We start from the raw sequence: 13,934 nt of genomic DNA on the forward strand, positions 1-13,934 counted from the left end.
ACCCCGCAACAACTAAATCCAGTATTAGACAAGTGTATTAACACTTTTTACTGATTTAGAGTACGAGGTCAGACCCTTATGTGACACTATTTTGGTATTATTTCACTTCTAATAACTTCTCGTATGCAGCCTGGAATTTCTGAATATCTCCAGCCCCCATGAATAGAATGACGCTGTTGTCATGTTTACGAAGGATTTCTGTTGTTTCCTCTGAAATCAGCTCAGCTCCAGGGATTTTCTCTTGAAGATCTAGAATGGAAAGCTTACCTTGATGCTCACGTGCTGAACCAAAGATTTCGCACAGATATACTTGATCCGCTAAGTTTAAGCTTTCGGCAAATTCATTCAGAAATGCCTGAGTTCTTGAATACGTATGTGGCTGGAATACGGCCACTACTTCACGATTCGGATATTTTTGGCGCGCTGAATCGACCGTTGCTGTGATTTCAGTCGGATGATGGGCATAATCGTCAATAACGATTTGATTACCGATTTCTTTCTCAGAAAAACGACGCTTCACCCCAGTAAATGTCGCCAATTGTGCCTTCACCGTTTCAGTATCCAAATCTTCATATTGACATAGTGCAATAACGGCTACAGCGTTTAACACATTATGCTTACCATAAGTCGGAATTGTAAACGTCTCATAGTAATTATTCCGCACATGTACATCAAATGTTGTGCCTTGCTCGGAAACTTGAATATTCCGTGCTTGAAAATCATTTTCTTCCGCAAATCCGTATAAGATCACTGGAACTTTTGCTTGAATTCCTTGAAGTTGCTCATCATCGCCACAAGCAATAATTCCTTTATTCACTTGCAGAGCCATCTTCTGAAACGCTTCAAATACGTCCTCAATGTTGGCAAAATAATCTGGATGGTCGTAATCAATATTCGTCATGATTGCATAATCAGGATAATAAGAAAGGAAATGACGGCGATATTCACACGCCTCGAATACAAAATAATCCGATTTAGCAATCCCTTTCCCTGTACCATCCCCGATTAAATACGAAGTTGGCTTTGCTCCACCCATTACATGAGCAAGTAATCCTGTCGTCGATGTTTTCCCATGTGCGCCTGTTACTGCCACACTGATGAACCCCTTCGATAGGTCTCCAAGGAAGTTGTGATAGCGAAGGATTGGCAATCCCAGCTTCATCGCTGCAACAATTTCCGGATGAGTGTCTGGGAATGCATTTCCTGCAATAATTGTCATTCCAGGCTGAATATTTTCTTCAGCAAAAGGAAGAATTGTAATGCCTGCATTTTCTAATGCAATTTGTGTAAAAAATTTCTTTTCGTAGTCAGAACCTTGAACAACATACCCCATATCATGAAGTACTTGAGCAAGCGCGCTCATCCCAGAGCCCTTAATTCCTACAAAATGGTAAACAGTCATAAATAGATCCTCCACCAATCGTCTATCTGTATCACGGTATATAATGTCATCTTTTTTGTTTTTCTTGTTTTCTAATTTGGAAGTTCTAAGGAAACTTAATGGCTTCCCTTTCAGTATCTCCCAGAGAATTGAAATCTTAACTTCACGTTATTCATACATGAGTATACATTATATCACTCTTTAAAAAAATCAACCATAACACGATATTACCATTTTAACATAGTTGATTTTACCGATCCTTCATTTTCCAATAATACATTACAATTCTTAGTATATACATTTTCGTCTAGGATGTTCACCTATAAAAGACACGAACACGGTGATTAAACACTCACATCTAGTAGTAAAGGCCTCCTCGTAAGACAAATTAGCTCATCCTACTAATGGCCGCCACACGCATCCTGCACAGTCGGAGAATGACCGCCTGATTCTTACATCACCGCGTTTTCCTCTAAAAAGGATTCCAATTCTTCTGCCGTGATGAGCACATCCCTCGGTTTACTCCCTCTCGATTCAGAAATAATCCCCTTGTCATGCATCATTTCCATTAATCTTGCTGCACGATTGTAGCCAATCTTGAACCTTCTTTGTAAGCTTGAGGTTGAAGCAGCATTTTGCGAGACGACAAATTCACATGACTCAAAAAATAATTCATCGATTTCTTCGGTGAATTGTGCTTTATTCAATAATTCTTCTTGCTCAAATAAGTATTGAGGTTGCTGCTCGTTCTTCACATGATGGACGACTTCATCAATTTCATGGTCCGTGACGAACGTACCTTGGAGACGAACTGATTTGGAAGATCCATTTTCAGCAAACAACATATCTCCTCTACCTAACAGCTTTTCCGCACCACCGCTATCGAGAATTGTACGTGAATCCACTTGAGATGAGACCGAAAACGCAATTCTTGTCGGGATATTTGCCTTGATTAAGCCAGTTATGACATCAACTGAAGGACGTTGAGTTGCAACAATCAAATGAATCCCGCAAGCACGTGCTTTCTGTGCAATCCGACTAATAGCCTCCTCCACATCTGCAGGCGACATCATCATTAAATCGGCAAGCTCATCAATAATGATCACGATAAAAGGCAATTTGTTCGCATGCTGACCCGCTGCCTCTGCGTTTTCATTGAAACGTCCAATATCGCGGACTCCTGCGTGAACAAACAACTCGTAACGCCTTTCCATTTCTTCAACAGCCCATTTCAATGCTGCAGTGGCTGCCTTTACATCTGTTATAACCGGACTAACGAGATGAGGGAGACGGTTATATGGAGCAAGCTCAACCATTTTAGGATCAATGAGCAGTAATTTCACCTCTTGTGGTGTAGCTTTGTACAGTAAACTAATTAACATTGAATTAATACAGACACTTTTCCCTGAGCCGGTTGCCCCAGCAATGAGTCCGTGTGGCATTTTTTTCAAATCCGTCACAATCGGTTCACCGGAAATATCAAGTCCAAGTGCGACTGTCAACGGGGATGGATCTTGTTTGAATGAATCACTTTCGAGAATTTCCCGCAGAAACACAGGCATGCTTTTTCGATTCGGGATTTCAATGCCAATGGTATGCTTGCCAGGAATCGGTGCTTCCATCCGAATATCCTGTGCAGCAAGACTTAGTTTAATATCATCCATTAAATTCGTGACCTTATTCACCTTCACACCTGGCTCTGGCTGCACCTCAAATCTTGTCACAGCAGGACCTTGCGTGACATTGACCACTTTTGCACGAACATTAAAGTTCTTCAATGTATCATCCAATAATGCCGTCTGCCCTTCAAGCCATTCATTGTCACTTTCTGCGGATGCTGCTGGTGTTAGTAAGTCGATGGACGGAAATGCGTAATATGGATTTTCTTCCTCACTCATTGTCTGATTCGATACAATTTGATCTTGTAGATTCATTTCTAACGGTACTGTAGGAAGATTTTCAGGAATGACCTCTTTTACCGGTTCTTCGGTATGTACAAGACTTTGAACCGTTGAAAGATGGACGTTGGATTTCGATTCAACTAAGTCTTTGGTTATTACACGAGCTTCTTGCCTATGTATTTCATTCACATCTTGTTCAAACTTACCTTCAGACACTGGCTCGACATTTTCCCGGGAAATGTTCTGATCATCGACAATCGTTTTCCTCATCGATTCGAAAGCTTTCAGCCTATCGACCTTTTTTTTATCCTGCTTCAACATAATCACATTAAATGGAATATGTTTTTTTGTAGGTTTTGGTTGAACGAAATGTTCCTCTTCAAGAGAAGGTTCTACTACTGTCATTGTATCACTTGATTCTCGTTCATATACCGCAGTCGTAGCAGTCATCCGTTCGGTTTCTTCTGCCTTTGGTACTAGCGATTCAATTGTAGCAGCTGTAGTATCAAAGCTTATTTCCTCAAGCACCGTTTTTTCTTCTTCTTTGATTAGATCCGTCAAACGTTCATTTTTTTCTTTTTCATCATTAGCATTGATTAATTCTGATACATCTTCTGTGACCTCTTGTTCCTTAAACTCTGAATCAGTTATCGTTCCATGCTCTTCATCTCGTTCTTCCCTATCATTTTTTCGAAGGATCGCTTTAGTCTCGATTGGATCTGAAACAGATAATTCGATGGTGTTTTCTAATTCATACTCCACAATGTCATCCCGGGTTTTATTAAAGGGTTCTGGCCGTTTATAACCGTAGATAGGAGATGGAATTTCAGTTGGTCGAAACGGTATTTTGGACGGGACAATTTTCTTTATTTTTGGTGCTGCTTCTTGTTTCTTCTTTTCTGGCTGTTCCGGTTGCTTGTAAACTATTTCCGAACTATTCTCCCAGTGTTCCGTGTTTCTTTCTTTGTTTATTGGCCGGTCAGGCTTTTTGGGACGCCTTTGTCTTATTTTATTATCTGGAATAATGGGAAATTTAAATTCACCCTTTGGATATTGAAATAATATCCGAGTATCCGGGTCTAAACGGGTTGATGCAAGTTCATCATGGGAGACTGAATGTTCTTTCACCTTTTTCAGTTGCGTCAAATCCATAGTTTTTAAGATTTCTTTGTCGATCTCTTCATCGATCATAATTTCTTCTATTTCAATAATTTCTTCATCTTGGAACCATTTCTTTATTTTTTTGAGCCATTTCAATACAATCACTCTTTCTACCAACTTATAGTCAACGATCTTTTTTTATTAAATTTTGGTAAACCAACTTGTATGCGTACCTATTACCTGTATCATAAACCAGTTGGAATATACCCAGTATACACCAATTAATCAATGATTTTCACAAAATTATGAGAGGAAACCATTTTATTTGCGATATTTTCATATCCTCTAGGTGACCTAGTATACGTCGATTCTATTGCAGTAGCAATACAGTCATATTATATTTTCATGATAAAGTGAAACTTCTAATAGTGGGGTGTAGTTCCCCACTGTTAGTTAGTTGAACCAATCGGGGTTTTATAGGCTGTTTTTCTCAATACTCCTGTTTTTTTATTCTCAGGAATTACTTTATGAGATATTACAGCCTGTTAAACCGGGATAAAAGTAAAATGGGGATATTGCAGCCTGTTAAACCAAGATAAAACATCCATAAGCATCTAATCCCAACTAAAACGATGAAAAAGGTTTAGGTTCTAAAAATTGAATCCTCTTATGAAGGTGGGTAGCTGCGCCGACTTTGCGAAGCCCCGCCCCTTTTCCACATAAAAGAAGCACATCCCACTCAGTGATGGTTCACTGTCAGAATGTGCATTCTATTACGCTGTGCTTAATTATTCGCTTCTCTTTTTATTTTTCCCCAGGATAAAGACTGGCTCTAATTCGTCATTTTCGTATAAGAAGGAAAGAGCAGTGATCGGGACATGGCCACTTGCAAAAAAACTCATCGCCATTTGTGCAAGCACATCATAGCCCGTATCATTTTCGATATCTGCGATAATAATGACATCCTGATGTGGGATGCTGATCGCCATCTCACCTTTCATGGTATTCTTCATTTCTTTTAACCAAGTTTCGTTAACGATACGGCTTGCATCGTAGCCATCATTCGTATTCAAGAAATAAAATGTATTACCCGCAACCGTATCAGATTTCAAAGGCGTTTTAAGCGATCGGACGTTAAACTTTGCAATTTGTCGTATCCGTTCAGGTTCCCATCCCTCTTTCTCTAGCATCTGACGGTCGATTAGCCGGTATGTATTTCCTAAGTCAAGCGCATACAGAATCCGTGTTTCAGCTGTATGTTCATCAAATAAAAACGGATTCCCAGATGTCGCTTCTGTAGGAAAAGAGGTGGACCGAATGACTGGAAAAATGTTTTTTTCTTTACCAGTCAACGTGTGCTCTTCACCCATCACCTGCAATGCTTCCTCTACATAATAAACGACCTCATCGATCGCTTTTTCCTTTGAATTTTCCCAATTTGCCACGATTTTCGGCAACTCGACCGAAATGCCTTTTCCAGTTACCGTGTTTTCAATACGGAGAACATCTGTCTTACTATCAAAGGCATAGCTGCGGTATTCCGAACCTAACCGCTCTTTCATAAGTTTCATGATCTTCTTACTATCCATTTTCATTCAGAATTCCTCACTTCTTTAAGGACATGGGGCGGGGCTTCGCGACTTATCAATATAGCCGATCTGCTTAACAGGTATACATATTAATTATAGGAAGTACCCCAAAATCTAGCTCCTCACCGCCACCATTGCAATTAAGCGCATATAGCGTGTTTAATGGTATATCTTTCAAATTTATTTATATGAAAAGAGCCGATTAATAAATAAACAAACTATTTATTCTATTCAATTATTATTAGAACTATACAAAATTTGAATCATTATAAGGATTCGATAAAATCTTTAATTTCTTGCTCGGTTTTACGATCTTTACTAACAAAACGTCCTAACTCTTTTCCGTTGTCATATGCAATAAAACTTGGAATGCCAAAAACATCATTTTCTACACATACATCAATAAATTTATCACGGTCAATATGAATGAAAGTATAGTCAGGATACGCCGCTTCAATGCCTGGTAAAACAGGTTCAATCACTCGGCAATCTCCACACCAATCTGCTGAAAACAAGAAAATATGTTTCCCTTCATTTTTTAAGGTTGTAAATTGCTCCATAGATTCTAAATTTTTCATTCTAATTCCCTCCAATAAATAGATTTTATCTCTCAACACTTATGTTGATGATACCAAACTACTTCACGATAAACCAACAATACGCAAACTTATTTCTTAAAAAAACACGAGCGTTACCCCTACCATAGATTCGAGTTTTTAGACCTATATTCAGTCTTTCTCTAACGATCGTCGTCCTTATTAAATAAATTCCTATTGTTATCAACAGCTAAAAATTCTATAATATAGGAAATATTTCTTATATTAAAATAGTATACTAGTTACAATTACCTAATTCGTTTCAGAAAGAGAGGCAGTTCATGCAAACAATCAAGGCCAAAATTGGACTTATTATTTTCATATCATTAGTTAGCGTTCTTTTGTTAATCGTTTTTAACATGATCGCAATGGGAAAACAAAATAATGTTCGAGAAGAGCAATTACTTCTCAATCAAGCTATTAAGGATAGTAAAGATCTTAAATATCAAATGGCTGATACGAGAAAATTCGAGCGACAATATTTGAAAAATCCGAAAGCTTCCCATGCAAGGTTTGTCTTCGAACGTGTCAAGAAGATTATCGATACATCTGCATCATTAAAAGCAGAATACACCTCATACCCCGACATAGTTCAGCAATTCGAACGGATTGAGGATCATGTTAACGATTACGAAAACAGCTTTAAGCAAGTCGTCCAGCTTTATGAAAAGATGGGCTACTTCGACACAGAAGGCCTTCGGGCAGACCTTGAAAGCGGCGGGATGGTCGTTTCGGATTTGCTTTTACAATCGAATCATCAGGAGCTTTTCAACCAATTTTACATCATTCGTCTATTCGAACAGCAATATTTGGCAACAAAAGAAACCAATCCGTATACAGAATATTCGTCTCAGATGAATGACTTGGAAAAAAAAATAGCTAGTTCATCCATTTCTCCCGTGCCAAAAGAGGCTCTTATTGCTCAACTAAACAATTATAGAGAAACAATGAGAACGATCGTGAAAACCTATCTAGATACAACAACGATGACGATGACATTTGATACAGAAGCACGTATGGTTGAAAAATCAGCTTCTGATTTAGAAGCTATCGTGCATGATCAAGAAACGAAACTAAACCGTGTAAATGAAGAAAAGGTAAAACGGATTACTATTTCTCTTGTTGTAATCAGCGTTATTATCATTTTGATTCTCTCTTCCATTGGCTATCTTTTAATGACATCGATACGTTCTTCCATTTTCGCTTTAAAATATGGTGCAGATAAAATCGGTAGCGGTAATCTGGCACATCAAGTAGACATCAAACGAAAAGACGAAATGATGAGTTTAGCAGAAACTTTTAATAAAATGGCGGAAAAAGTTAAACACACACTACTTGAAGTTAGAAATTCGGCTGATCAGTTGAACTCTTCTTCACAAAACTTAGCCGCTATTTCTGAAGAAACGTCTGCTCAATCCAATCAAGTAAATGCAGCCATTAAACAAGTTGCAGCTGGAGCGACACTGCAATCTTTAGAGCTTGAGGAAAGCAATGTTATTTTACAAAAGGTAACGGATTCCATCTCAGAAACAGAAATTATAAGTGAAGAAATTGTTATCGAGGCAACACAAACGGAGAATGAAGGGCATCTTGGACTGAAAACAGTCGTCAGTCTCCAGGAGACATCTGAACAATTCCTACAATTAGCTACACATTTGACGATGCAAATTCAAAGTGCATCTGAAAAGTCACTTGCGATATCAGGTATTGTTGGAACGATCCAAGACATTGCTGAGAATACAAATCTTCTTGCCTTAAACGCTGCGATTGAAGCCGCACGAGCTGGGGATGCAGGAAGAGGATTTAGTGTAGTGGCAAACGAAGTACGAAAGCTTGCTGAACGTTCCAAACATGAAGCCGAGAGCATCCAACGAGTCATTCATACAATGAATGAACAAATGAATGCATTAATGATTGAATCGCAGAAATTTAATGAATATAAAACGGTTCAAAGTCATTCGGTTGACTATACAAAGAGCGCGTTTGAAAATATCGTTCAACATGTGGAACGAATCAGCTTGAAAATTGGCACAATCCAACATTCCATTAAAGATGTCCAAAGCGCAAACACGATTCTCGTTCAAAAAATGGGGGATGTGTATCAAGTATCAGAGCAATCAACCGGCGCTTCACAAGAAGTAAGTGCCTCAAGTGAAAGCCAATTAATAGCGATTACTCATGTAAGTGAAGCCGCAACAGAACTAAGCCATATCGCCGCCGATTTACAAACGGTCGTTTCCCAATTTAACCTTGAAGAAGAAGTCAATGACATACCTTCTGACACGAAAAAGAAACCAAGACGAACTAAACAATTTAAGAAGATCCTTCACTGGAAAAAACCTAAGTTGTCAAAGAAAAAGAATAGGATATAAAAGAAAGCAGCTGAACCATAGCAAGTCTGACCTCACACTATTTATCGTGAATAGAGTGTGAGGTCAGACTTTTTTTTGACGATCCCTATAGCACATCAAAATATTACTTTGATGCATATTTTGAGATTTTGACGTAAAAAAAAGTTCTTCCTCCATTCCGAAGAAAGAACTTTACTAAATTTATCCCGGTTTAACAGGCTGTAATACCCCCTCCTCAATTTTTGCTAGAGAATCAAGAAATAAATAGGTGGGGGATAAACAGCCTGTAAATCCCCGATTGGTTCAACTAACCATCAGTGGGGATGAGGCCCCACTGATGGAAGTTTCACTTTATCGCTGTTGTCCAATTTTATATTCATACTGCCCAACTAACATGCTCATAATATGGCTGAACATGTCTGCTCGGGTAATTCGTTCGTTTGTGAATACACCAATCGCGCCTTCCTTTTTACGAATTCCGGCACGTTTTGTGAACTCATCCATAACCGGTCCGAGCTCTTCTCCAGCGAGCAGTCTTTTGGCAACTGCATCTGGTAGCAATAGTCTCGCACCGCCCGCAATGAATACGTCTGATGATTCCCGGACCGCAAGCGCCCCCCAATTACAGAGGAACAATCCATACTTTGTTTCAACTACTCCGCCTTCAAGGCCTATTCCAATTTTTGCATCACTTTCATTTAAACCATTTTTAGCCCGATTCATCGCACCCTCAATCGTTTCTTCATCAGAAAAAGGCTGTTCTTGTACACCAGAAGCAACGTTCAAGGATAAGATTTCAACAAGTTCTCCACTAAATGCGTTCTTCACAGCTTGCACCTTTGCTGGGTTATGACTCCCTACTACAATTTGTAACATCATACCTCACCCGTTATTCAGAATACTTTCAAGCGTAGTCTTATCACAAGCACGTACTAATTTCCCAATCAGCTCACGAGCAGCTACATAATCGTCGATGTGAATCATAGAAGCGGCTGTGTGGATGTATCTTGAGCAGATGCCAATTACTCCACTTGGTATTCCTTCATTCGCTTGATGCACACGCCCAGCGTCTGTACCACCTTGTGATACGAAATATTGATAAGGAATCGAATGGGTTTCTGCTGTATCTAAAATAAATTCACGCATCCCCTTATGTGTCACCATCGTACGGTCAAGGATTCTCAGGAGGGCTCCTTTACCTAACTGTCCAAATTCAGATTTATTCCCGGACATATCATTTGCTGGACTCGCATCCAAGGCGAAGAAAATATCAGGTTTAATCATGAATGCAGATGTCTGTGCACCGCGAAGGCCTACTTCTTCTTGAACTGTTGCGCCTGAATACAAATTATTTGGCAACGTCTCCCCTTGTACGTCTTTCAGAAGTTCGATGGCAAGACCACAACCGTAGCGGTTATCCCATGATTTTGCAAGGATTTTCTTTTCATTTGCCATCGGTGTAAATGGACAGATTGGGACAATTTGTTGACCAGGGATGATGCCGATTTTCATCGCATCTTCTTTATCGTCAGCACCGATATCAATCAACATATTTTTAATATCCATTGGCTTTGCGCGTTGCGATTCTTCGAGTAAATGCGGCGGAATCGAGCCAATCACTCCTATAACCGGACCATTATCGGTAATGATTTGCACACGTTGTGCAAGTAAAACTTGGCTCCACCAACCGCCAAGCGTTTGAAAGCGAATCATTCCATTATCCGTAATCGACGTTACCATGAAACCTACTTCATCCATATGACCGGCAACAAGTACAGTCGGTCCATCTACTGGTCCTTTTTTCAGACCAAAAATACTACCAAGGCGATCCTGAACAATTTCATCTGAATATTTCTCAAGCTCTGATTTCATAAACTTTCTGACAGCATGTTCATTTCCCGATGTACCTGGCAATTCAGTCAATGTTTTAAATAAGGCTAAAGTTTCTTGATTCATTTTTTCTACCTCGAATCTAACTATTTTATGTACTCCTCTATTTTACAGAAAATTGATGTTGGTTTCCACTTACAGATTATTTTACCCTAAGAGTGCATGTTCAAAAAGGAGGTTAAAAAGAGCCGAGAAGTTCGAGGAGCGCATCTTGAGAGGACCGGAACGTATGCAGTAATACGTGAGGACCGAACTTGCACAGGACGTGCGCGATCTTAACAGAAGGTCATTCATGAGCTTTGAAGCAATTCGACAGCTATTTTTACCGGACTTTTTGAATAACCTCTAAGAATGAAATAGATTGCATAGTTTGAAGGCATTAATCATAGAACATTATATCGGTGACTAATTATTGGGTATTGATGACAAACTTTTGTATACTAAGAGTCAGATGTACATGTGAAAAAACGGAGGGGATCAGAGAATGAATTGGAAAACATTTATACTAGGAGTTACTGCAGGTTTGGCTGCAGGCTATGCAACGAAACAAGTATTGGAGCAATCAGGACCTCCTTCTCCTGAAAAAATATTAGATGTTGTGAAAGCATCTGTTAAGAAGGATGGAAAAATTTATGGTTCATGGATTTTAATGAAGCCTGAAACGTATCAAAAATACGACCTCAATTATGAAGTGTATAAAGGTGGCATTACGAGAAGTATCAACAATATCCAAGAACAATTCGAATTTGTTGCCGATGCAACAACTGGTATCATCATTGATTTAATTCCACAAAAATAACGAAAGTATCTGACCACGCATTCATCACACAGTTTATAGTATATTTCACTTTATTTAAACTGAATATAATCATTGCGGGGGTCAGGCCCCGCAATCACTTTTTACCGTCTACACGAAGCGTAAATAGCACTAAAACGGTGGATAGGGTACGAGGTCAGACCCTTCGTTCGCGTTTTACTTCGGCTAGAATTTCTTTTCCCGTTTCATCCCACTTTACCGCTCGGTAATAGGCATCATGATAAAAGCTGTACCAAGCTCCTTTTTCTAGTCCCTCTTTCATCCACTTCTGTTTTTGATAGACGGAGTCCATCGGGTAATCATCATAGGCAAGTACCCATAAAACGTTATTATGCGCGTGCGTTGGCATAGTATCAGCCATGTGAATGAGCATGTCATCACCGCTTTCAATGACGATAATCGAATGTCCTGCACTGTGTCCGCCTGTATGAATCATTTTAATCCCGTTTGTTATTTGCATAGCTGTGCTAAATGGCTGAATTAAATGAGCAATGGCTTCCCAGTTTTCCCGCCAATATGTATTTCTTGAACGAATGTTTGGATTTTGCATTTCTTCCCATTCAATATCAGATGTTATAATGGAGGCATTTTCAAAAACAGGTGCCCATTCTTCTCCGTTATGCTTAGTTAGCCCGCATACATGATCAAAATGTAAATGTGTCATTAACACATAATCAATATCGTTTGTACTTAGCCCAAGCTTTGCTAAATTTTCAACCACTCTTGATTCTTCTTTTACGCCATAGTTTCGGATTTGTTTTTCGGAAAATCGGTTATTACCCACACCTGAATCAATCAGTAGCTTCAATCCATTCGCTTCAATGAGAATAGGATCCGTCCGCAATTCAATTTGATTGATGTCATTCACTGGGTATTTCTTCGACCAGAGCGGTTTAGGAACAACACCAAACATTGCTCCCCCATCCATATAAGTAACCCCACCATTCAACCAAGTCAGCTTAATTTCTCCGATTTGTAAAGTCTCCATAGTTTTCCCCCATTTTAAAACCGTCACCAGTCTGTTTTTATCTCGCATTAACGGGCAGTCGCCTCACTTTTTGAAGTAAAAGCCCGATTGGTGAGATACAGTGAAACTTACCTTTGTGATCTTCAAAGGTTTAGTTGAGGCCCACAGGATGTGGGTCACACAGACGTTACCACAGGACGCGGCGCACTTAGTCTGTGATTCATTGAACCTTAGTTCGTACTGTCGATTGATCGAAGCGTTAGCGAAGATCTTAACGACAGTAGAACGGGACTAACAATCAGTGGGGGATGAAGCCCCCCACTGATTGAAGTTTCACTTTATACAAGACAAGTGTATCACCATTTTCTAAGTATTGAAAATTTTTAACAAAAACAATCACAAATCTTGAAATTGATGCGTATTTTTGGTCTCAACGTATAAGCTCAAATTTATATACAATGAAATAGAGACTGATCCATAAGCAAAAGAGTCAAACCCCGCAACAACTAAATTCAGTATAAGATACGTGTATAAAACACTACATACTGATATAGAGTGCGAGGTCTGACCCTTAGGACAACCTCTTTTTATTGAAACTGAGCTTCCATTCGGTAAATTCTACTACCTCGTTTTGAGAATTTCTCCTCATATTCCGTCATGATATTGCCTTCAAAATCACTGTTATGAAGATCAAGACTCACATAGGACAGCAATATTCCATATTCGGAAATACTCTTTAACGATGATTCAAATAATCCTTGATTATCGGTTTTAAAATGAATCTCTCCATTTTGTGGTAAAATATCTTCGTAAATGCTTAGGAACGTTTTGTAGGTCAAGCGACGTTTTGCATGACGTGTCTTTGGCCATGGATCGGAGAAGTTCAAATACAACCTGTCTACTTCACCTTTTGCAAAATAATCACATAAGTCGGCTGCATCGACATTGAGCAGCTTTAAATTGGGAATATCTGCTTCGATGACACGGTCAAGCGCAGCAACGATGACGCTTTTATATACTTCAATTCCAATAAAATTCACGTTTGGATGAGCTTTGGCCATTTCCGTAATAAAACGACCTTTCCCCGATCCAACTTCAATATAGAGCGGATTATCATTCCCAAAAATATCTCGCCATTTTCCTTTTTGTTCTTCCGGATTTGCAATAACAAAGTGGGAGAACTCACTTAATTTTTCATCAGCCCAGGGCTTATTTCTTAAACGCATGATGACACCCCTAATATAAAGATTCGTTCAAACCATAACACGGAATTGCACACCTCTGCAAGATGAATTTAATCTACTATGGTACGCAATCCATAACTTATCAAATGAATAAAGA

At 39.2% G+C, this 13,934-nt stretch carries 10 protein-coding genes; 2 read left to right on the forward strand and 8 right to left on the reverse strand.

Annotated features, from left to right (window positions below; all coding sequences use genetic code 11):
• Positions 1–97: 97 nt before the first annotated feature.
• From murC to AC1MGI_RS20665, 4 genes are all read right to left on the reverse strand, one after another.
• Complete coding sequence (gene murC, locus AC1MGI_RS20650; RefSeq protein ID WP_480347501.1) at positions 98–1,402, reverse strand: UDP-N-acetylmuramate--L-alanine ligase; 1,305 nt, start codon at positions 1,400–1,402, stop codon at positions 98–100.
• Positions 1,403–1,833: 431 nt separating this feature from the next.
• Entirely contained in the window at positions 1,834–4,539 is a 2,706-nt protein-coding gene (locus AC1MGI_RS20655) for a DNA translocase FtsK (RefSeq protein WP_480347503.1), read from the reverse strand.
• A 632-nt stretch (positions 4,540–5,171) separates the two neighbouring features.
• A complete protein-coding gene (locus tag AC1MGI_RS20660) occupies positions 5,172–5,972 on the reverse strand; it encodes a DUF1444 domain-containing protein (protein WP_062182993.1) in 801 nt (266 codons plus the stop codon).
• Positions 5,973–6,238: 266 nt separating this feature from the next.
• Positions 6,239–6,550, reverse strand: coding sequence for a thioredoxin family protein (locus AC1MGI_RS20665; RefSeq protein WP_480347504.1), 312 nt, complete (start codon positions 6,548–6,550; stop codon positions 6,239–6,241).
• A gap of 299 nt (positions 6,551–6,849) precedes the next feature.
• Here AC1MGI_RS20665 and AC1MGI_RS20670 point away from each other — a divergent pair, with 299 nt between their 5' ends.
• Positions 6,850–8,940: a methyl-accepting chemotaxis protein gene (locus AC1MGI_RS20670; protein ID WP_480347505.1), complete on the forward strand. Its 2,091-nt coding sequence runs from the start codon at positions 6,850–6,852 to the stop codon at positions 8,938–8,940.
• Positions 8,941–9,270: 330 nt separating this feature from the next.
• On the opposite strand, the gene AC1MGI_RS20675 is transcribed toward AC1MGI_RS20670, so the two are convergent.
• Both AC1MGI_RS20675 and AC1MGI_RS20680 read right to left on the reverse strand, forming a co-directional pair.
• Positions 9,271–9,798 carry a DUF84 family protein gene (locus AC1MGI_RS20675; protein WP_480347507.1) on the reverse strand — a complete coding sequence of 176 codons (528 nt, stop codon included), beginning with the start codon at positions 9,796–9,798 and terminating at the stop codon, positions 9,271–9,273.
• 3 nt (positions 9,799–9,801) lie between these two features.
• Positions 9,802–10,875: a M42 family metallopeptidase gene (locus AC1MGI_RS20680; RefSeq protein WP_480347509.1), complete on the reverse strand. Its 1,074-nt coding sequence runs from the start codon at positions 10,873–10,875 to the stop codon at positions 9,802–9,804.
• Between the two features lie 418 nt (positions 10,876–11,293).
• Here AC1MGI_RS20680 and AC1MGI_RS20685 point away from each other — a divergent pair, with 418 nt between their 5' ends.
• On the forward strand, positions 11,294–11,608 hold the full coding sequence (locus tag AC1MGI_RS20685; RefSeq protein ID WP_480347511.1) for a hypothetical protein: 315 nt from the start codon (positions 11,294–11,296) through the stop codon (positions 11,606–11,608).
• Positions 11,609–11,762: 154 nt separating this feature from the next.
• On the opposite strand, the gene AC1MGI_RS20690 is transcribed toward AC1MGI_RS20685, so the two are convergent.
• Together AC1MGI_RS20690 and trmB are read right to left on the reverse strand one after the other, a co-directional pair.
• Complete coding sequence (locus AC1MGI_RS20690) at positions 11,763–12,614, reverse strand: YtnP family quorum-quenching lactonase (RefSeq protein ID WP_480347512.1); 852 nt, start codon at positions 12,612–12,614, stop codon at positions 11,763–11,765.
• Between the two features lie 566 nt (positions 12,615–13,180).
• The gene (gene trmB / locus AC1MGI_RS20695) at positions 13,181–13,819 is read right to left on the reverse strand and encodes a tRNA (guanosine(46)-N7)-methyltransferase TrmB (RefSeq protein WP_480347513.1); all 639 of its coding nucleotides are present in this window, start codon (positions 13,817–13,819) and stop codon (positions 13,181–13,183) included.
• Positions 13,820–13,934 lie beyond the last annotated feature (115 nt).

This window comes from Peribacillus sp. BM1, assembly GCF_056679975.1.

Coding starts and splice junctions, on each gene's coding strand:
- murC (WP_480347501.1), bottom strand. CDS start 1,402: ATGACTGTTTACCATTTTGTAGGAATTAAGGGCTCTGGGATGAGCGCG.
- AC1MGI_RS20690 (WP_480347512.1), bottom strand. CDS start 12,614: ATGGAGACTTTACAAATCGGAGAAATTAAGCTGACTTGGTTGAATGGT.
- AC1MGI_RS20675 (WP_480347507.1), bottom strand. CDS start 9,798: ATGATGTTACAAATTGTAGTAGGGAGTCATAACCCAGCAAAGGTGCAA.
- AC1MGI_RS20680 (WP_480347509.1), bottom strand. CDS start 10,875: ATGAATCAAGAAACTTTAGCCTTATTTAAAACATTGACTGAATTGCCA.
- AC1MGI_RS20670 (WP_480347505.1), top strand. CDS start 6,850: ATGCAAACAATCAAGGCCAAAATTGGACTTATTATTTTCATATCATTA.
- AC1MGI_RS20660 (WP_062182993.1), bottom strand. CDS start 5,972: ATGGATAGTAAGAAGATCATGAAACTTATGAAAGAGCGGTTAGGTTCG.
- trmB (WP_480347513.1), bottom strand. CDS start 13,819: ATGCGTTTAAGAAATAAGCCCTGGGCTGATGAAAAATTAAGTGAGTTC.
- AC1MGI_RS20665 (WP_480347504.1), bottom strand. CDS start 6,550: ATGAAAAATTTAGAATCTATGGAGCAATTTACAACCTTAAAAAATGAA.
- AC1MGI_RS20685 (WP_480347511.1), top strand. CDS start 11,294: ATGAATTGGAAAACATTTATACTAGGAGTTACTGCAGGTTTGGCTGCA.